The 18,457-nt window shown below is 66.9% G+C and carries 16 protein-coding genes; 3 read left to right on the top strand and 13 right to left on the bottom strand.

Features of this window, described 5'->3' with window-relative positions:
* Window positions 1-70: 70 nt before the first annotated feature.
* From ACK4MH_RS09420 to ACK4MH_RS09410, 3 genes are read right to left on the bottom strand one after another with little or no spacing between them, the layout of a single operon-like run.
* Window positions 71-847, bottom strand: coding sequence for a sulfite exporter TauE/SafE family protein (locus ACK4MH_RS09420; protein ID WP_409717362.1), 777 nt, complete (start codon window positions 845-847; stop codon window positions 71-73).
* A gap of 33 nt (window positions 848-880) precedes the next feature.
* Window positions 881-1,321, bottom strand: coding sequence for an RrF2 family transcriptional regulator (locus ACK4MH_RS09415; RefSeq protein ID WP_409717360.1), 441 nt, complete (start codon window positions 1,319-1,321; stop codon window positions 881-883).
* Window positions 1,322-1,381: 60 nt separating this feature from the next.
* Window positions 1,382-1,987, bottom strand: a complete 606-nt coding sequence (locus ACK4MH_RS09410) for a response regulator (protein ID WP_409717359.1) — start codon at window positions 1,985-1,987, stop codon at window positions 1,382-1,384.
* 226 nt (window positions 1,988-2,213) lie between these two features.
* Between ACK4MH_RS09410 and prfA the strand changes: the two genes are divergently transcribed.
* A complete protein-coding gene (prfA, locus tag ACK4MH_RS09405; protein WP_409717357.1) occupies window positions 2,214-3,281 on the top strand; it encodes a peptide chain release factor 1 in 1,068 nt (355 codons plus the stop codon).
* Here prfA and ACK4MH_RS09400 read toward each other — a convergent pair whose 3' ends face one another.
* The 8 genes from ACK4MH_RS09400 to ACK4MH_RS09365 form a co-directional block, all read right to left on the bottom strand.
* Window positions 3,282-3,620: a hypothetical protein gene (locus ACK4MH_RS09400; protein ID WP_409717355.1), complete on the bottom strand. Its 339-nt coding sequence runs from the start codon at window positions 3,618-3,620 to the stop codon at window positions 3,282-3,284. It lies immediately after the preceding gene.
* A 166-nt stretch (window positions 3,621-3,786) separates the two neighbouring features.
* Complete coding sequence (locus ACK4MH_RS09395) at window positions 3,787-4,398, bottom strand: glutathione S-transferase family protein (protein WP_409717353.1); 612 nt, start codon at window positions 4,396-4,398, stop codon at window positions 3,787-3,789.
* A gap of 57 nt (window positions 4,399-4,455) precedes the next feature.
* Window positions 4,456-6,003, bottom strand: coding sequence for a 2-oxoglutarate dehydrogenase complex dihydrolipoyllysine-residue succinyltransferase (gene odhB, locus ACK4MH_RS09390; RefSeq protein ID WP_409717351.1), 1,548 nt, complete (start codon window positions 6,001-6,003; stop codon window positions 4,456-4,458).
* Between the two features lie 42 nt (window positions 6,004-6,045).
* Window positions 6,046-9,060 (bottom strand): 2-oxoglutarate dehydrogenase E1 component, encoded by a 3,015-nt coding sequence (locus tag ACK4MH_RS09385; RefSeq protein WP_409717349.1) that lies wholly within the window; start codon window positions 9,058-9,060, stop codon window positions 6,046-6,048.
* Between the two features lie 387 nt (window positions 9,061-9,447).
* Window positions 9,448-10,350, bottom strand: coding sequence for a succinate--CoA ligase subunit alpha (gene sucD, locus ACK4MH_RS09380; RefSeq protein WP_409717347.1), 903 nt, complete (start codon window positions 10,348-10,350; stop codon window positions 9,448-9,450).
* A 61-nt stretch (window positions 10,351-10,411) separates the two neighbouring features.
* Window positions 10,412-11,602, bottom strand: a complete 1,191-nt coding sequence (gene sucC / locus ACK4MH_RS09375; protein ID WP_409717345.1) for an ADP-forming succinate--CoA ligase subunit beta — start codon at window positions 11,600-11,602, stop codon at window positions 10,412-10,414.
* Between the two features lie 85 nt (window positions 11,603-11,687).
* Window positions 11,688-13,223: a spinster family MFS transporter gene (locus ACK4MH_RS09370; protein ID WP_409717343.1), complete on the bottom strand. Its 1,536-nt coding sequence runs from the start codon at window positions 13,221-13,223 to the stop codon at window positions 11,688-11,690.
* Window positions 13,224-13,349: 126 nt separating this feature from the next.
* Window positions 13,350-15,590: a TonB-dependent receptor gene (locus ACK4MH_RS09365; RefSeq protein ID WP_409717341.1), complete on the bottom strand. Its 2,241-nt coding sequence runs from the start codon at window positions 15,588-15,590 to the stop codon at window positions 13,350-13,352.
* A gap of 192 nt (window positions 15,591-15,782) precedes the next feature.
* Here ACK4MH_RS09365 and ACK4MH_RS09360 point away from each other — a divergent pair, with 192 nt between their 5' ends.
* Window positions 15,783-16,541 (top strand): TetR/AcrR family transcriptional regulator, encoded by a 759-nt coding sequence (locus tag ACK4MH_RS09360; protein WP_409717339.1) that lies wholly within the window; start codon window positions 15,783-15,785, stop codon window positions 16,539-16,541.
* Here the strand turns inward: ACK4MH_RS09360 and ACK4MH_RS09355 are convergent.
* Window positions 16,538-17,062, bottom strand: coding sequence for a DUF2306 domain-containing protein (locus ACK4MH_RS09355; protein WP_409717337.1), 525 nt, complete (start codon window positions 17,060-17,062; stop codon window positions 16,538-16,540). The two genes, ACK4MH_RS09360 and ACK4MH_RS09355, sit on opposite strands and share 4 nt — an antisense overlap.
* A 152-nt stretch (window positions 17,063-17,214) precedes the next feature.
* Between ACK4MH_RS09355 and ACK4MH_RS09350 the strand changes: the two genes are divergently transcribed.
* The gene (locus ACK4MH_RS09350; RefSeq protein WP_409717335.1) at window positions 17,215-17,994 is read left to right on the top strand and encodes a LytTR family DNA-binding domain-containing protein; all 780 of its coding nucleotides are present in this window, start codon (window positions 17,215-17,217) and stop codon (window positions 17,992-17,994) included.
* A gap of 4 nt (window positions 17,995-17,998) precedes the next feature.
* On the opposite strand, the gene ACK4MH_RS09345 is transcribed toward ACK4MH_RS09350, so the two are convergent.
* Window positions 17,999-18,442, bottom strand: a complete 444-nt coding sequence (locus ACK4MH_RS09345) for a COG3650 family protein (protein WP_409717333.1) — start codon at window positions 18,440-18,442, stop codon at window positions 17,999-18,001.
* Between the last annotated feature and the right edge of the window lie 15 nt (window positions 18,443-18,457).

The raw sequence follows: 18,457 nt of genomic DNA, 5'->3' as shown, positions 1-18,457 counted from the left end.
CCGCGCGCTCTGCGCCCCTGTAAAACAAAAATACGCGGCGGCGGGTGCGAACCCGCCGCCGCTTTTCGTTTCAGATTACCTTGAACAGCCGCAGCGCCTGATAGCCGGCGGACAGAAGCACCACGGCGCCGACCCCGTAGGTTAGCACGCGGCGCGGGGCGATGCGGGCGATCACGCCGGCGAAGGGGGCGGCGATCAGGCCGCCGAGGATCAGACCCAGAACCGCCATCGCATGGCTCGAAATGCCCTCGGCCTCCTGCCAGTGGCCGGTCAGCAAGGCGGCGAGGAAGGTCGCCGAAATGGCCGAGGTGACGAAGAACTCGGCCGTATTGGTGGTGCCGATGGACACGCGGGGGTCCTGGCCCGTGCCCACCATGGTGGTGGTGACCGTCGGTCCCCAGCCGCCCCCGCCGATGGCGTCGAAGAAGCCGCCGACGAGGCCCAGGGGTCCGGCGAATTTGCGCGGGAAGATCCGCTCACGCGTCTGACGCGTGGCGCGCCAGATGATCACGACGCCCATTATGGCCAGATAGGTGGTGATCCAGGGCTTGAGCAGGTCGCCGTCGATACTGGTCAGGACGAAGGCCCCCAGGCCGCCGCCCACCACGCCGCCCAAGGCCAAGGGCACGAACAGCTTCCAGTTCACGTTCTTGTTGACCGTGTGCGAGCCGGCGGAGGCCGCCGTGGTGAAGACCTCGGCCGCGTGGACGCTGGCCGACGCCGTCGCGGGCGGCACGCCGAACGACAGCAGCACGGTCGAGGAGATGACGCCGTAGGCCATGCCCAGCGCCCCATCCACGACCTGGGCCAGGAAACCGACAAGGAGAAACAGAAGGAAGTCTTGCATGGCGGCCCCTGAAACGCGGACGAACGGTGCGGTTTATTTCCCTAGTCGGTCAATAGGAGAAGAATTGGCGGCGGCTTGCAGAAGAGTTCTTGTCTCGAACACGGCCGCGATGGCGTCGCGCCCGTCCTGAAGCACGGGCTGAAGCGGACAGGTCTCGACATCCGGACAGGTTTCGCAGGGGCCATAGGCGGTGCGAGAGGCGCAGGGCGCGAGGGCCAGCGGCCCTTCCAGCGCGCGGATCACGTCGGCGAAGCTGATGGCGGCGGCGGGCGCCGCCAGAGCATAGCCGCCCGCCCTGCCCCGTTTCGACACCAAGAGATGCTGGCGTCGCAGGTCCAGCAGGATGGCCTCCAGGAACTTGCGCGGGGCCGCCGCCGCTTCGGCGATCTCGGCGATGGTCGCGGGTCCCCCGCCGGGCAGACCCGCCAGATGGACCATGGCGCGCAGGGCGTAGCGGGACCGGTTCGAAAGCATGGTCCGTGATCGCCCGCCCGGAGGCCGGACGCAAGACGCCGTTCGCCGGTGCGGACGATCTCAGGCCGAGCGGCCCAGCCGGGCCACGGCCTCAAGGATCTGGGCGCCATTGTAGGGTTTCAGCACCAGGGCCTCGGCCATGTCGGCGTTTCGCGCGGCGGCGGCGACGTCGCCGGAGATGAAGATCACCCGCACGTCCCAGCGCCCGGTCAGCACCTTGGCCAGTTCGACCCCGGTCATCTCGCCCGACAGTTTGATGTCCAGCAGGGCCGCGTCGATGCTGTGAAGCGCCGCCGCCGCCTCGGCCGCCGCCGCGCTGTGGAAGGGGCCGACGACGCTGTGGCCCGCCTCGGTCAGCAGTTCGGTCAGGGAGGCGGCGGCGTCGGGATCATCCTCGACCACGAGCAGGGTCAGGGCCTCGACATCGGTCGGGGGCGCGGCGTCGGCCGATGTGGCTGGGGCCTGGCGCGTGACGACGGCGCGCAGGTCGCGCCAGACCTCGGCCGATGGGCGGTCGGTGTCCAGATCGTAGATGGCGGCCATGGCGTTCAGCTCCCGGGCGTCTTCAGGTAAGAGGTCTCCGCCGGTCTCGGACAGGCGGGTGTCGTACAGGCGGCAAAGGCGTTCGACGCTGTCGGCGACAGGATCGGTTTCGGGTTGAGCCATATGGGGTCCAGATGCGGGCGGGCGGTCGAACATGGCGTCCTCCTCACGGTTGCTCGGCGCCAGCTAAACGGTTGAGTCCGGTTTCGTAACCGGCCTGACGCCATCGTGACCGTTGCATCACCGTCGATCACAAGCGCGCGCCCGGCGCTCGCAGCGGCTTGCAATCGACACGACCGCCCCCGGCGGGTAAGGACGGCCCTTCGCTTTTCCTCAGGATATTTCCGTTTTGCGACTGCCCCAGGCCCGTCTCGATCAGGTGCTCGACCGCTTCCATGAGGTGGAGGCGCGAATGAGCGCGGCGACCGACGGCGTCGAGATCGTGCGCCTGTCCAAGGAACATGCCGAGCTGAAGCCCGTCGCCGACGCGGTCCAGGGCCTGGCCCGCGCTCGCGCCGAGATGGCGGATCTGGAAGCCATGACGGCCGATCCCGAAATGGCGGCGATGGCGCAGGACGAACTTCAGATGCTGGGTGAAACCCTGCCGGGTCTGGAACGCGAGGTCGCCCTTCTGCTGGCCCCGCGCGACGCGGACGAGAACGCCTCGGCCGTTCTGGAAGTCCGCGCCGGCACCGGCGGCGACGAGGCGGCCCTGTTCGCGGGCGACCTGTTCCGCATGTATTCGCGCTATGCCTCGACGCGCGGCTGGCGGGTCGAGCTGGATTCGGCGACCGAGGGCGACGCTGGCGGCTACAAGGAGATCATCGCCACGGTCACCGGCGACGGCGTGTTCGGCCGGCTGAAGTTCGAGAGCGGCGTCCACCGGGTGCAGCGCGTGCCGACAACCGAGTCGCAGGGCCGCATCCACACCTCGGCGGCGACGGTCGCGGTCCTGCCCGAGGTCGAGGACGTCGAGATCGAGATCCATGACAAGGACATCCGTATCGACACCTTCCGCGCCTCCGGTTCGGGCGGCCAGCACGTCAACACGACCGATTCCGCCGTGCGCATCACCCACCTGCCCACCGGCATCATGGTGACGTCGTCGGAGAAGTCCCAGCACGTGAACCGCGACAAGGCGATGAAGAACCTGCGCGTGCGCCTGTATGACATGCAGCGTCAGGCCAAGGACTTGGCCCGGTCCGATACGCGCAAGTCCCAGGTCGGATCGGGCGACCGGTCGGAGCGGATCCGCACCTACAACTATCCGCAAGGCCGGGTCAGCGATCACCGCATCAACCTGACCCTGCACAGCCTGCCGCAGATCATGGAAGGCGACATCGACCCCCTGCTGAACGCCCTGATCGCCGAGGACCAGGCCGCGCGCCTGGCGGACCTGGAAGCCGAGTTCGGCTGATCAGCCCAGCACGCCGGCGACCGGCAACCACAGCACCAGGCCGGTGACAGCGGTGTAACCCGCGAAGGCGTGGACCGAACGCCGGCGGCCGGCGGCGGCGGGATCGTTCAAATCCGAACGGTTGGCCCACAACAGATAGGCGGCCTGGATCGCCCATCCCGCCAGAAAGGCGACGACGGCCCAGGCGCTGAGCGCCGCAAGCGCCGCACCGGACGCCAGGACCAGCACCCCGCCCAGGGCGATCGCGCCGTCAGCGACCTGTTCGGTCGTGGGAACGGAGATCAGGCCGGACAAGGCCCGTTGCAGACGCCAGTTGAGCCAGGCCTGATACAAAAGCATCAGTCCGCCCAAGACGTAGAACACCCCTATCGCGCGTGCCGCCCACTCCATGGCAGGAATAAGGCACCATTTTCGGCCGTTGTAATCGCGGAAAATGCGCCGCGATCTGGATCGTTAACGACCGGCGCAAAATAGACACAACCGTTGGTCTTTGAGCCCGCGCCCGTTAAGCCCTGGCGGCCAGCGCCCTGACGACGGCGGGACGGGCCTGCATCCGTTCGAAATGGGCCTGAACTCTGGGAAACTCGGCGATGTTGACGCCGTCGGTTTCCAGCCAGCCTGCGAAGGTGAACAGATAGGGGTCCGCGACCGTATAGGCGTCGCCCATGACCCAGTCGCCGGTCAGGTCCGCTTCGATAAGGGCGAAGCCGTCGCGCATGTTCTGCGTCACCTTGGCCGCCATCGACGCCTGGGCGGCGGCGTCATCGCTCCAGCGCGAGGCACGACGACCATGGGCATGGGCCACATGGACGGTGGTGGCCAGATAGAGGTTGAAAGCCTGCATCCGCGCAAAGGCGAAGGGATCGGTCGGCGCCAACAGGCCCGCATGCGCGAGCGCGGCGATATGGGCCAGGATGGCCGGGCTTTCGGTCAGCACGCCTTGATCGGTCGCCAGGGCCGGCACGCGGCCTTTGGGATTGATCGCCAGATAGTCCGGCTGCCGTTGTTCGGACTTCGAGAAGTCGAGCAGCCGGACCTCGAAGTCCAGGCCGGACTCCTCCAGCGCGATATGGCTGGCGCGGCTGCACGAGCCAGACGACGTATAAAGGGTCAGCATCGGCGAACCTCGGGTCAAAGAAAAAGGCGGCGAGATCGTCGCCGCCTTTCAGGGTCGTTACAGGTCCAGCAGGGCCCGCGCCGGGTCTTCGAGCAGTTCCTTGACCCGGACCAGGAAGGTCACGGCTTCCTTGCCGTCGACGATCCGGTGATCGTAGCTGAGGGCCAGATACATCATCGGGCGGATCTTGACCTCGCCGTTGATGGCCATCGGGCGCTGGACGATGTTGTGCATGCCCAGGATGCCCGACTGCGGCGCGTTCAGGATCGGCGTGGACATCAGCGACCCATAGGTGCCGCCGTTGGTGATGGTGAAGGTGCCGCCCTGCATCTGATCCATGGTCAGGGCGCCGTCACGGGCGGCCTTGCCCAGGGCGCCGATGCCCTTTTCGATGCCGGCGAGGCTGAGGGTGTCGGCGTCGCGCAGGACCGGAACCACCAGACCCTTGTCGGTGCCGACGGCGACGCCGATGTCATAGTGGTTCTTGTAGATGATGTCCGTGCCGTCGATCTCGGCGTTGACGGCCGGGATCTCGTGCAGGGCCGCGACGACGGCCTTGGTGAAGAAGGACATGAAGCCCAACTTCACGCCGTGGCGCTTTTCGAACACGTCCTTGTACTGGGCGCGCAGGGCCATGACGTTAGTCATGTCCACCTCGTTGAAGGTGGTCAGCTGGGCGGCGGTGTTCTGGGATTCCTTCAGGCGACGGGCGATGGTCTGACGCAGGCGCGTCATCTTCACCCGCTCTTCGCGCGGCTGGTCGGCGCGCGGGGCGGCAGGCGCAGCGGCGGCGGCCGGAGCAGCAGCCTGGCCGATGGCGGCGATGGCGTCGGCCTTGGTGATGTTGCCCTTGGGCCCGGTAGCGGTGATGGCCTTCGGGTCCAGATTGTTCTCGCCGACGACGCGGGCGACGGCGGGCGACAGGGTTTCGTTCTTGGCGCCCGAAACCTGAGCAGAGCCGGTGTTGGCCGGAGCGGCGGCGGCAGGAGCCGGAGCAGCAGCCGGTGCAGCGGCGGCCGCGCCGGAACCCGAGATCGAGCCGATCTTCTGGTTCGGGGTGACGGTCGCGCCTTCGTCGGCGGCGATGGTCAGGACGCCGTCAGCCGGGGCCGACACCTCGACCGCGACCTTGTCGGTCTCGATCTCGACCAGCAGTTCGTCCTTCTTGACCGCGTCGCCGTTCTTCTTGAGCCACTTGCCGACCGAACCTTCGGCGACGCTCTCGCCCATGACCGGCACCATGATGTCGATCGCCGTTTCAGCGGCAGGTGTGGCGGCCGGAGCCGTAGCGGCGGGGGCCGACTTGGTCTCGGCCTTGGCGGCGGGTGCGGCCTTTGCGGCCTGAGCGGGGGCAGGAGCGGCGGCGGACGCGCCCTCGGTCACCGAACCCAGGATCGTGCCGGGAACGACGTTGTCGCCCTCGGCCGCCTTGATTTCGCCCAGCACGCCGTCGGCGGGCGAGACGACTTCCAGCGAGACCTTGTCGGTCTCCAGCTCGACCAGCAGTTCGTCCTTCTTGACCGGATCACCGACCTTCTTGGTCCACTTCGCGATGGTGGCTTCGGTGACGGATTCACCGAGGGCGGGGGTCAGGATGTCGGCCATGTCAGGTCCAGCTCGTCTCTAGGTCGGTCTTTTATACGTGTATCAGGCGAAGGCTTCGGTCGTGAAGGTGTCGAGTTCCTTCAGGTGCCGGCTCATCAGGCCGGCCGCCGTCGAGGCGGAACCGGGACGACCGACGTAGCGGGCGCGCTTGGAGGCGACGTCCAGCTTGTCGAGCGTCAGCTCCAGCCACGGATCGACGAAGGTCCAGCCGCCCATGTTCTTGGGCTCTTCCTGGCACCAAACCACTTCCGCCTTGGGGAAGCGGGCCAGTTCCTTGCGCAGGGACTGGATCGGCCACGGATAGAACTGTTCCAGACGCAAGATGTAGACGTCGTCCACGGCCTGGCCGTCCTTGGCCTTCTTCTCGCGCGCGTCTAGCAGGTCGTAATAGACCTTGCCCGAGCACAGGATGACCCGGCGGATGTCCTTGTCCGCCTTGATCGTGATCCCGGCGACGTCGGGACGCGTCTGGGCGTCGTCATGCAGCAGACGGTGGAAGGCCGAACCCTCCGCCAGGTCCGCCATCGACGAGACCGCCTTCTTGTGACGCAGCAGGGACTTGGGCGTCATCAGGATCAGCGGCTTGCGGAACGGCCGGTGCATCTGGCGACGCAGGATATGGTAGTAGTTGGCCGGGGTCGTGCAGTTGGCGACCTGCATATTGTCTTCGGCGCACTGCTGCAGGAAGCGCTCCAGGCGAGCCGAGGAGTGTTCCGGTCCCTGGCCCTCATAACCATGCGGCAGCAGCATGGTCAGGCCGCTCATCCGCAGCCACTTGCGTTCGCCGGAGCTGATGAACTGGTCGATCACCACCTGGGCACCGTTCACGAAGTCGCCGAACTGGGCTTCCCACATGACCAGCGTATTGGGGTCGGCCAGCGAATAGCCGTACTCGAAGCCCAGCACCGCCTCTTCCGACAGGGCCGAGTCGATGACCTCGAAATTGGCCTGGCCTTCGCGCAGGTTGTTCAGCGGGATGTAGCGCTCTTCGGTCGTCTGATCGATGATACCCGAGTGGCGCTGCGAGAAGGTGCCGCGCACCGAATCCTGACCCGACAGGCGGATCGGGAAGCCTTCGTCCACCAGCGAGGCGAAGGCCAGGCTCTCGGCCGTGGCCCAGTCCAGACCCTGGCCCGAGGTGATGGCCTCGCGGCGACCGTCGATGACGCGCTTCAGCGTCTTGTGCATATCGACGCTGTTCGGGATGGTGGTCAGGCGGTGACCCAGGTCGGTCAGCTTGGCCAGCGGCACGGCGGTGTCGCCCCGCAGCTCGTCCTTGGGCGCCTGGAAGCCCTGCCATTGGCCGTCCAGCCAGTCGGCCTTTTCGGCGGACCAGGTCTTGCCGGCCTCGAACTGCTCGTCGAGGAATTTCTCGAACCGCTCGACCTCGGCGTCCACGTCGGCCTGGGTGATCACGCCTTCGGCGACCAGACGCTGCGAATACAGTTCGCGGGTCGAGGGCTGGGCGCGGATCTTCGAATACATCAGCGGCTGGGTGAAGGTGGGATCGTCGCCTTCGTTGTGGCCGAAGCGGCGGTAGCAGAACATGTCCACCACCACGTCCTTGTGGAACTTCTGGCGGTATTCGGTGGCGACCTTGGAGGCGAAGACGACCGCTTCGGGGTCGTCGCCGTTGACGTGGAAGATCGGCGCCTGGACCATCAGGGCCACATCCGACGGATAGGGCGACGAGCGCGAGTTGCGCGGGCTGGTGGTGAAGCCGATCTGGTTATTGATGACGAAGTGAAGCGTACCGCCGGTGCGGTAACCCTTCAGCCCCATCAGGGCGAAGCATTCGGCGACCACGCCCTGGCCGGCGAAGGCGGCGTCGCCGTGGATCAGCAGCGGCACGACCTTGGAACGATCCAGCGCCCACTGGCCCTCGGGCACGCCTTCGTTGGCCTCGCGGATGTCGAATGCCTGTTTAGCGCGCGCCTTGCCCAGTACGACCGGGTTGACGATTTCCAGGTGGGACGGGTTGGCGGTCAGCGACAGGTGGACGTGGTTGCCGTCGAACTCGCGGTTCGACGAGGCGCCCATGTGATATTTGACGTCGCCCGAGCCCTCGATGTCGCTGGGGACGGCCGAACCACCCTGGAACTCGTGGAAGATGACCTTGTAGGGCTTGCCCATCACGGCGGCGAGCACGTTCAGGCGACCGCGGTGGGCCATGCCCAGCACGACCTCGTCCACGCCCAGCGAACCACCGCGCTTGATAACCTGCTCCAGCGCCGGGACCATGGCCTCGCCGCCGTCCAGGCCGAACCGCTTGGTGCCGGGGAAGCGCTTGTGCAGGAACCGTTCGAAGCCCTCGGCCTCGACCAGCTTGGACAGGATGGCCAGCTTGCCTTCCTTGGAGAAGGCGTTCTGCTCGAACTTGTCGGGCCCCTCGAACCGCTGCTGCAGCCAGGATTTCTCTTCCGGCTCGGCGATATGCATGAACTGGATGCCGACCGTGCCGCAATAGGTGCGCTTCAGGATCTCCAGCACTTCGCGGATCGTGCCGGTTTGCAGACCCAGAACGCCGTCCAGGAAGATCGGACGGTCCAGATCGGCGCCGCTGAAGCCATAGAATTCCGGCGTCAGCTCGGGGTTCTCGACCGGTTGTTCGATGCCCAGCGGGTCCAGCTTGGCCTGCAGGTGACCGCGCACGCGATAGCTGCGGATCAGCATCAGGGCGCGGATGGAATCATGGGCGGCGGCGCGGATGACGTCGGCCGAGACGTCGGCGGGCGCAGCCTTGGCGGCCGGAGCGGCAGGCGCGGCGCCGGGCTTCTTGGGATCGAGTTTCGGGGCCGGCCAACGGCCGTCGAACACGCCGGTCTCCTCGGTGGGCTCGGTCGCCACGCCCCGTCCCCAACTTCCCGCTCCCGCCGAGGCGGTCACCAGCGCGGCGTTGTCGCGCAGTTGGTCGAAGAAGGCTTTCCATTCCGCCGAGACGGAGCCGGGGTCTTTCGCCCACTTCTCCTGCAGCTCCTCCACATAGGCCGCATTGGACCCGTAGAGGAATGAGGTCTCGGCAAAGACCTGGTTCAGCCGACCGGCATCGTCCGCCATCGTTTCGCAATCCCTGGGCCCCGACGGACACATCTCCGTGAGGGGCGCGCCCGTCATATAGGCGTCGTTTCCTTATGGGTCATGACCGAAACGGGGCAATTCGGTGAGAAATTGGTCGCAGGCCCAAAGAAAAACGCCCCCGGCCTGAGCCGAGGGCGTCCATTCCAGCCGTAACCGGCATTTTTGATGCGCGAAACGAGGCTGACACCTCTCCCTCCCCGTTTGGGGAGGGTCGTCGCGGAGCGACGGGGTGGGGGCGGCCAGGCAGGGACGCACCTGTCCAATCCAGAACAAATCCGTGGGGCGTCGCCTTGCCGTCCCCACCCGTCCTCGCCTTCGGCTCGGCCACCCTCCCCCGCAGGGGGAGGGAGAGGCGCATGTGCGCTCTTAACCCTTCAGCACTTCCACCAGGGTCTTGCCCAGGCGAGCCGGCGATTCCGACATGCGGATGCCGGCGGCTTCCATCGCCGCGATCTTGGATTCCGCATCGCCCTTGCCGCCCGAGACGACGGCGCCGGCGTGGCCCATGGTGCGGCCCTTGGGCGCGGTTCGTCCGGCGATGAAGCCGGCCATCGGCTTCTTGCGGCCCTTCTTGGCTTCGTCGATCAGGAACTGGGCGGCCTCTTCTTCGGCGCCGCCGCCGATTTCACCGATCATGATGATGGAGGTGGTTTCCGGATCGGCCAGGAACAGCTCCAGCACGTCGATGAACTCGGTGCCCTTGACCGGGTCGCCGCCGATGCCGACGGCCGTGGTCTGGCCCAGGCCTTCGTTCGTCGTCTGGAATACGGCTTCATAGGTCAGGGTGCCCGAACGCGACACGATGCCGACCGAGCCCTTCTTGAAGATGTTGCCCGGCATGATGCCGATCTTGCATTCGTCCGGCGTCAGGATGCCCGGGCAGTTCGGGCCCAGCAGGCGCGACTTGGAGCCTTCCAGGCGGCGCTTGACGTTGACCATGTCCATCACCGGGATGCCTTCGGTGATGCAGGTGATGAAGGGGATCTCGGCGTCGATGGCTTCGATGATGGCGGCGGCCGCGCCCGACGGCGGGACGTAGATCACCGAGGCGTCGGCGCCCGTGGCGTCGCGGGCTTCAGCGACCGAGGCGTAGATCGGCAGGCTTTCACCGTGCGAGCCGGTCCAGTTCGTGCCGCCCTTGGTCGGGTGCACGCCGGCGACCATCTGGGTGCCGTGATAGGCCAGGGCCTGTTCGGTGTGGAAGCCGCCGGTCTTGCCGGTCAGGCCCTGGACGATGATCTTGGTGTCTTTGTTGACGAGGATGGACATGGGTCTATCGATCTCTGGAATGTGTCAGTCAGCAGGGCGGTAGCGGGCTAAGGCGAACGCCTCAGCCGACCGCCGCGACGATCTTCTGGGCGGCGTCGTCGAGGTCGTCGGCGGCTGTGATGGCCAGGCCGGACTCGTTCAGGATTTTCTTGCCCAGTTCGGCGTTGGTGCCTTCCAGGCGCACGACCAGCGGCACCTTCAGACCGACTTCCTTCACCGCGGCGACGACGCCTTCGGCGATGACGTCGCACTTCATGATGCCGCCGAAGATGTTGACCAGGATGCCCTGGACGTTCGGGTCGGCGGTGATGATCTTGAAGGCCGCAGCGACCTTCTCCTTGCCGGCGCCGCCGCCGACGTCGCAGAAGTTGGCCGGCTCCTTGCCGTACAGCTTGATGATGTCCATCGTCGCCATGGCGAGGCCCGCGCCGTTGACCATGCAGCCGATGTTGCCGTCCAGCGAGACATAGGCCAGGTCCCACTTGGAGGCTTCGATTTCCTTGGCGTCTTCCTCGGTCTCGTCGCGCAGGGCCTTGATGTCGTCGTGACGGAACAGGGCGTTGCCGTCGAAGCTGACCTTGGCGTCCAGGACGCGCAGGTGTCCGTCCTTCATGACGATCAGGGGGTTCACCTCCAGCATGTCCATGTCCTTCTCGACGAAGGCCTTGTACAGCGCCGGGAACAGGGACTTGGCGTCAACGGCTGCGGCGCCGGTCAGGCCGTAGGCGGCGCTGATGGCGGCGACGTCGGCGTCGGTCACACCCGCGTTCGGGTCGATGACGATGTTCTGGATCTTCTCGGGCGTGTCATGGGCGACGGCCTCAATGTCCATGCCGCCCTCGGTCGAGACGACGAAGGCGATGCGGCCATACTGGCGGTCGACCAGCAGCGAGCAATACAGTTCGCGGTCAATGTCGGCGCCGTCCTCGATGTAGAGACGGTTGACCTGTTTGCCGGCGTCGCCCGTCTGGGCGGTGACCAAGGTGTTGCCCAGCATTTCCTTGGCGTGGGAGACGGCTTCCTCGACCGAGAAGGCCAGGCGAACGCCGCCCTTGGCCTCGGCCGGCAGTTCCTTGAACTTGCCCTTGCCGCGTCCGCCGGCGTGGATCTGCGACTTCACGACGTAGAGCGGGCCAGGCAGGGATTTGGCGGCCGCCTCGACCTGATCGACCGACGTCACCGCGACGCCTTCGGCGACGGGCGCGCCGAAACCTTTGAGGACCTGCTTGGCCTGATATTCGTGAATGTTCATGGGGGACCACCGCAACCGCTGCTTGGAGAGTTGCGGGGCTTATAGGCCCCACCCCTTCGCAGGTGCAACCGTCCACAGCCCCCCTTTAGTCGACCCAGTCCCGCTTCAGCGTGCGTGAGGCCCCGATCAGCAGGATCGCCGCCAGCACATAGAAGCCCATGCCGGTGTAGATGGCCCACCGCAGACTCTCCTCGCCGAATCGCGGCGCCAACAGGTCGCTCATCCAGCCGAAATAGTAGAAGCCGACCGCGATCCCGAGCAGATTGTTCAGCAGCAGGAACAGGGCCGAGGCCGTCGAACGCATCGCCGCCGGGACCAGATGCTGGACCGCCGCCGTGATCGGACCCAGCCAGGCCAGGTTCAGTCCGGTCGGCAACAGGAAGATCAGGAAGGCCAGCACCAGCTGCTGGGTGTTGCTGCCCCCGCCCGGCAAGACCAGGCCGATCAGCCAGGGCGAGTTCATCGCCAGGATGAAACAGGGCGCCGAGATCAGGAAGGCGATGGCCGGGGTCAGGGGATAGGCGCCCTTGCCCTTTTTCGACAGCTTGTCGGCGATCATGCCGCCCAGCCAGATGCCGAGAATGCCGCCGATCAGGGCGATGCCCGAATAATACCAGCTGGTCTCGCGCAGGGTCAGGTCGAAGCTGCGCATGAAGAACAGGGGCAGCCAGCCGGCGACGCCATAGCCGCAGACCGAAGAGGAGGCCGCGCCCAGCCCCAGCAGCCAGAAGCTGGGCTTCTTGATCACCACCGAGGCGGTACGGCGCGCCACCATCAGCGACACCCCGATCACCCCCGCCAGCAAACCACCGAAGGCCAGGACCAGCGGACTGCCCAGGGACACGCCCAGCAGCCAGTTCGCCGCCGCCAGGATCAGCAGGCCGGCGCCGAGTCCCAGCATGATCTGGGCGGCGATCTTGCCCGCCCGGTCCGTGCCGACCGCCGCCGCCGCCAGGGCCGCGATCTGGGCCGGGGTCTTGACCGCATCGGTCCCTCCCCGCCTGGGATCGCGTACCGTCAGACGCAACAGGGGCGCGACCAACACGCCCAGCAGACCGACCACGATGAAGGCCGTACGCCAGCCGTATGTCGCCGCAAGCAGCCCCCCGACCAGGGTGCCCGCCGCCATGCCCAGCGGAATGCCGAAGGCGAAGGCGGCCATGGCCCGTGCGCGCTGATGCGGCGGGAAATAGTCGGCGATCAGGGAATAGGCCGGGGCCACGCCGCCCGCCTCGCCGATGCCCACGCCCATCCGACACAGGAACAACTGTCCGAACGAGCCCGCCATGCCGCACAAGGCGGTGAAGCCCGACCAGACCGTCAGGGCGCCGGTCATGATCCAGACCCGGCTGTAGCGGTCCGCCAGCCAGGCCAGGGGAATGGCCAATGTCGAATAGACCGAGGCGAAGGCGATGCCGCCCAACAGGCCGAACTGGCTGTCAGACATGCCGAACTCTTCCTTCAGCGGCGCGGCCAGGATGCCGATGATCTGGCGATCCAGGAAGTTCAACATGTAGATCAGGATCAGGACCGCCAGCACATAGTAGCGGTAGCCGGGCCTTTCCGGCCGCACCCCACCCCCGACCGCCTTGTCCTCGACCGTCAGCGTATCCATTGTCATCGGCGTTTCCCTCGGCGTCTTTTTTATTCGTTGAGGCGAGCCTAGCCGCAACTGTGCTCACTGCAAACAAAAGGGGCGGCGGCCCGGAGACCGCCGCCCCTCGTCGTCAGGCGTTGTGGATAGGGATCAGAACTTCAGACCCAGGGCGGCCGTGACCGTGCGCGGCGGGCCGTAGAAGCCGATGATCGAGTCGCCGGTCAGGGCGCCGGGGAAGGTGTAGCCGCCGACCTTGTAGCGTTCGTCGCCCAAGTTCTTGCCGTGGACGCCGAAGGTCAGGCGGTCGTCGGACGAGGTCCAGACGATGCTGGCGTCATACATCCAGTAGGCGCCCTGATCGAGCAGCGGCGCCGCCGTCTCGAACTGCTGATAGGCGCCGCGATAGGCCACCGACGGAATGAAGGCGATCGACGAGCCGTTCTCCATGAACCAGTTGTAGGTGGCGCCGATCGAGCCGGTCCATTCGGGGGTGTTCTGGAAGTCGCGCTGCGACGACACATCGACGAAACAGCCGACCGCCGTGGGGCAGGTCGTGTTCAGCGGCCCGGTCGGAATATAGGCCAGGAACTGGTCGAACTGGGCGTCGATATAGCTGAGCGAGGCGTTGATCGTCAGGGCGCTGGTCGCGCGCAGACGGCCCTCGAATTCCCAGCCGCGGATCGACGACGACCCGACATTGTCCACCACCGAGGCGATGGTCGTGCCGGCCGGATACTGGGTCGTGATCTGCTGGTCTTCGTAGCTGGAATCGAAGATCGCCGTAGCGAACGTCAGGCGACGATCCAGCAGCGAACCCTTCAGCCCGATCTCATAGGTCTCGACGGTCTCGGGCGCATAGCCGTTGACGGTGGCGGGATACAGGACCGCATCGCCGCGCATGTCGAACCCGCCCGACTTGAAGCCCTCGCCCCACGAGGCATAGGCCGTCAGATCGGGGCCGAACTTGTAGTTGACCGAGACGCGCGGGGTGAACTTCTCGAACTCGCGGGTGCGAGTGTAGTTGGTGCGCGGCGCACCCAGCGGCACGGCGGCGTTGTTGCCGAAATAGGGGCTGCGGATGCCCAGATACTGTTGGCGGAAGACCGTGCCTTCCTTCTCGTCCTTGGTGAAGCGGCCGCCAACCGACACCGACAGGGCGTCGGTCACGTCGTAGCTGAAGTCGGCGAAGGCGGCGTAGCTCTTGGTGGCCACCGAGCCCGAGGTCAAGGTGGTCAGATTGGCCAGGCCAACGACGGTGTCGAAGGCGCCCGAGGCGTTGGCGTCCATGTAGAAGACGCCGGCGACGCCGTTCAGGCGGCCAGCGCTGACCAGGACCTGAAACTCCTGGCTGAACTGGTCGTCGTCATAGGCGGCGGGGATGTCGAGGATCGGTCCCGGCAGGTTGTCGAAGTCGATATTGCCGCGCGTGAAGCCGTCGCGATAGGCGGTGATCGACTTGAAGGTCAGCAGGTCGCTCATCTCCCATTCGCCGGTCAGCGACACGCCGCGCGTCTGGACGCGGTTCTTGTCGCCCGCGCCGGCGTTGGTGTCGTACGGATCGGCCGGCGACGGGGCGAACTCGCGGTGGCCGTGCCGGGCGTTGGAATCGTCGTTCACCAGATCGCCGGCCAGACGGAAGAACAGGCTGTCCGTCGGGGTCCATTCCGCACTGGCGCGGAAGGCGGTGACGTCCTTGTTGTAGTGTTCGTTTCCGGTGTTCAGGTTCTTGCCATAGCCGTCGCGCAGATAGCGGGCCAGGGCGGCCGAGACCTTGAATTCGTCGCTGAAGGGCAGCTGGGCGCTGGCGATCACGTCGCGCTGGTTATAGCTGCCGTAGGAGGCGCGGATGCGGCCTTCGGGCTCGTCGGCGTCGATGCGGCTCGTGACGTATTTGATCGCGCCGCCGATGGTGTTGCGGCCGTAAAGGGTGCCTTGCGGACCGCGCAGAACCTCGACGCGCTCCACGTCGAAGATGTCCAGAACGGCGGCCTGCGGACGGGCCACATAGACGTCGTCGATATACAGACCCACGCCGGGATCGAAGCCCCAAAGCGGGTCCTGCTGGCCCACGCCGCGGATGAAGGAGATCAGGGTCGAGTTCGAACCGCGCGCGGCGTTCAGCGTCAGGCTGGGCGTCGAGCGCGCCAGTTCGGTGATGTCCAGGGCGCCGCGCGCCTCAAGCTGTTCGCCGCTGACGGCGGTGACGGCGACGGGCACGTCCTGCAGGCTTTCCGCACGACGACGCGCGGTGACGACGATGTCGTCGACGGTGGCGGCGTCCTGATTATTGGCCGCCTGAGCGGCGGCCTCCGCGTCCTGGGCGACCGAAGCCCCCGCAAGCACGCCCCACGCCGCGCCGGCCAGCAGCGCGCACTTCACATGACGGTTCATGATCCTAGACCCCTTGTTGTCGTTTCCAGCCCGTTGACGCTTTTATTCAGCGTTCAATGATTTTCGTGAACCTACCCGGTTTCGCCCGGCTGTCAAACGCTGTGCTGACGCAGCGTCACATCAGGCGGCCAGCGTGGCGCCGTTGCACCGGCCCCGTTGCACCGGGGTTGGGTCGCGCCTAAGCCTTGCCGCATGAGCAAGCCGGACGCCGCCCTCCCGACACCCCGCCCCGTCGCCGCCGCGCGTCGCAAGGCGGCGGGCGCTGCGCCGGCCCGCCGCGGCCGTCCTCCCAAGGCCCAGGCCAATGCGGCGGGCGAGACCCGCGAGTTGATCCTGGACGCCGCCGAGGACCTGTTCTCCAAACACGGCTTCTATGGCGTGACCATCCGCGAAGTGGCGCGCGAGGCGGGCGTGGATACCGCCTTGGTCCACTATTATTTCGGGGCCAAGCGCGACCTGTTCGACGCCGTCTTCCTGCGTCGCGCGGCGGTGTGGAACGACGAACGGGTCGCGGCCATCGACCGTTATGCCGAGACGGCGGGCGAGGCCATGACGCTGGAGGGGCTGCTTGAGGCCTTCCTGCGGCCGCCGTTCGAATGGTCGCTGAAGGGCGGGCCGGGCTGGAAACACTATGCCGCCCTGGTGGCCCAGACCAACGCCAACCCCAGTTTCGGCGGCGAGACCATGGCCCGCTATTTCGACCCGGCCATCCACCGACTGATCGAACTGATCGCGAAGGTGCTGCCCGACGCCAGCGAGGTCGATCTGTACTGGGGCTATCACAATCTGTCGGGCGCCCTGACCCTGACGCTGGGCGAGACGGGACGTCTGGACCGGCTGTCGAACGGACAGGCGCGGTCGGGCGATCTGGAGACGGCGGGCGACTATATGGTCCGGTTCGCCGCCGCCGGCTTCCGCGCCGTGGTCGGGATGTCGCCGCGCCAGCCTTAACCGAAGAAAATCGCCCACATCAGCCGGCCGGGCAAGAAGGTGAAGGCGCCGGCGACGATCAGGCCGCCGACGAACATCCCCATCATGGCGCGCCGGTGGTCGGCGATGCGGTGACGCCGCGCGGCATGGACGGCCATCGGCAGGGCGACCACCGTCCAGCCGCTGAGCAGGTGGATCAGGGAGAAGCCTCCGGGGCCGCCCGGATTGAGCCGGTGGATGAAGAAGGAGCTGATCGCCGTCGTCGCCATGGCCAGCACCCAGGTCCAGCCCAGGGTCCGGTGCAGCCGGTTTCCCTTCACCCCGATCAGCAGGACGATGCCGATCGCCAGGGCCGTCAGGGCGGCCGCGACGTGAATCTGGATCGCCGGCGGCGAAGCCAGCAGCAGGCGCCAGTCGGGGACGTGCGGCGTGAACCCCATCCGCGCCAGTCGCCCGTCGTCGACCGCCAGATAGGCGACAACGGGGACGATCAGCAGCAGCAAGGCCAGGACGGACGGCAAGAGGCGAGACAGACGAGGCATGAGTTTCTCCGTTTCTCCGCTCCTGCCGCAGCGCCCCGAAGGCGGCATCCGAGCTTTCGCCAACGGCCACCCCGGCTGCGTCAACGCCCACCTGTCTTTCGCCCCCTCTTTTCAACGAGCGGAAAATCATGGTCTCAAGAGGCGATCTTCCGATGCCGAAAGCCGCCATGACGCCCCTTGCCGCCGACCGCCGCCGCGCCTTCCTACGCGGCCTGATCGTCGCCGTTCTGGGCGGCGTCTTCCTGGCGGTCACCGGGGCGTTCGGGACGGCCGGAGCGAGCTTGGGACCCCGGGCCGCCTATTGGGTCATCGTCATGGTGCTGGGCGGCCTGTGGGGTCATCTGTGCGGTGTGGTGGTCAGCCGGTATCTGGACGTGGACGAACGGCCGTGGCTGACCATCGGCGTCATGGTGGTCGTGATCACCGGGCCGCTGTGCGTCATCGTCTGGGCGGCGACGGGCCTGTTCTTCGCCCAGAGGCTTTATCCGCTGGGCGTCCTGCCCCAGCTGGTCGTGCCGGTGGTGGTGATCACCGCGGCGGTGACGACGCTGAACGTCTTCCTGGGTCGCGCGCGGCCGGTCCAGACCCATGCGGCGCCGACCGAGACGGCGGCACGACCCGTGCGGTTTCTCGACCGCATGCCGATGAAGCTGAGGGGCGCTGCGATCCGGGCGGTGCAGGCCGAGGACCATTATCTGCGCATCCACACCGACCGGGGATCGGACCTGATCCTGATGCGGTTGTCGGACGCGGTGGAGGAGCTGGAGGGATTGGAAGGCGCCCAGACGCACCGCAGCTGGTGGGTGGCGCGCGACGCGGTGCGCGGGGTCGAGCGCGGCGACGGGCGGGCGACCCTGACGCTGGAGGGCGGCCTATCGGCGCCGGTCAGCCGCCGCTACGCCCGGATGCTGCGCGACGCCGAATGGTGGTGAGCGATCAGGGCGCAGGCTGCGCCGTCAGCATCGACGCCGGGGCCGCGCAGCCGGTCAGTGTGTCGTCGCCGATCTCGACCTTGGCCGTCAGCGGATAGGTGCGGTCGCTCATGCCGTCCGAGCATTCGGTGGCGATCAGGACGACGTTCAGGGCCTGGTTCAGGTCGGTGGAGCTGGCGAAGGTGGCGACCGTGCCCTGAACCGTCGCGCCGCGATTGGGCGCGCGCTGGGCCGGCTGATCGACGCGGGTGTAGATCAGGGCGTCGGGCGTGATCTCCACACCCCAGAAGGGTTCGGTGCCGAGCGCCCGCACCGGCTTGCCCAGATCGACGCCGCCCAGGGTCGCGGCGGCCTGCGGCTCGGGCGCGGACTGAGGCTTGGCGTCGTTGCGGTCGTAGCAGGCCGTCAGCGAAAGAGCCGCGACGGCGGCGAGCAGAATGGGGCGCATGACGGTCTCCTCTGT

The organism is Brevundimonas sp., from assembly GCF_046295075.1.
Taxonomy (GTDB): Bacteria; Pseudomonadota; Alphaproteobacteria; order Caulobacterales; family Caulobacteraceae; genus Brevundimonas.
The sequence above is the reverse complement of the archived record's forward strand: the minus strand, read 5'-3'. Positions and strand labels throughout refer to the sequence as shown.

Excerpts from the sequence above, each read along its gene's own strand:
- ACK4MH_RS09420 (WP_409717362.1), bottom strand. The coding sequence starts at position 847 with ATGCAAGACTTCCTTCTGTTTCTCCTTGTCGGTTTCCTGGCCCAGGTC.
- ACK4MH_RS09415 (WP_409717360.1), bottom strand. The coding sequence starts at position 1,321 with ATGCTTTCGAACCGGTCCCGCTACGCCCTGCGCGCCATGGTCCATCTG.
- ACK4MH_RS09410 (WP_409717359.1), bottom strand. The coding sequence starts at position 1,987 with ATGGCTCAACCCGAAACCGATCCTGTCGCCGACAGCGTCGAACGCCTT.
- ACK4MH_RS09400 (WP_409717355.1), bottom strand. The coding sequence starts at position 3,620 with ATGCTTTTGTATCAGGCCTGGCTCAACTGGCGTCTGCAACGGGCCTTG.
- ACK4MH_RS09395 (WP_409717353.1), bottom strand. The coding sequence starts at position 4,398 with ATGCTGACCCTTTATACGTCGTCTGGCTCGTGCAGCCGCGCCAGCCAT.
- odhB (WP_409717351.1), bottom strand. The coding sequence starts at position 6,003 with ATGGCCGACATCCTGACCCCCGCCCTCGGTGAATCCGTCACCGAAGCC.
- ACK4MH_RS09385 (WP_409717349.1), bottom strand. The coding sequence starts at position 9,060 with ATGGCGGACGATGCCGGTCGGCTGAACCAGGTCTTTGCCGAGACCTCA.
- sucD (WP_409717347.1), bottom strand. The coding sequence starts at position 10,350 with ATGTCCATCCTCGTCAACAAAGACACCAAGATCATCGTCCAGGGCCTG.
- sucC (WP_409717345.1), bottom strand. The coding sequence starts at position 11,602 with ATGAACATTCACGAATATCAGGCCAAGCAGGTCCTCAAAGGTTTCGGC.
- ACK4MH_RS09370 (WP_409717343.1), bottom strand. The coding sequence starts at position 13,223 with ATGACAATGGATACGCTGACGGTCGAGGACAAGGCGGTCGGGGGTGGG.
- ACK4MH_RS09365 (WP_409717341.1), bottom strand. The coding sequence starts at position 15,590 with ATGAACCGTCATGTGAAGTGCGCGCTGCTGGCCGGCGCGGCGTGGGGC.
- ACK4MH_RS09360 (WP_409717339.1), top strand. The coding sequence starts at position 15,783 with ATGAGCAAGCCGGACGCCGCCCTCCCGACACCCCGCCCCGTCGCCGCC.
- ACK4MH_RS09355 (WP_409717337.1), bottom strand. The coding sequence starts at position 17,062 with ATGCCTCGTCTGTCTCGCCTCTTGCCGTCCGTCCTGGCCTTGCTGCTG.
- ACK4MH_RS09350 (WP_409717335.1), top strand. The coding sequence starts at position 17,215 with ATGCCGAAAGCCGCCATGACGCCCCTTGCCGCCGACCGCCGCCGCGCC.
- ACK4MH_RS09345 (WP_409717333.1), bottom strand. The coding sequence starts at position 18,442 with ATGCGCCCCATTCTGCTCGCCGCCGTCGCGGCTCTTTCGCTGACGGCC.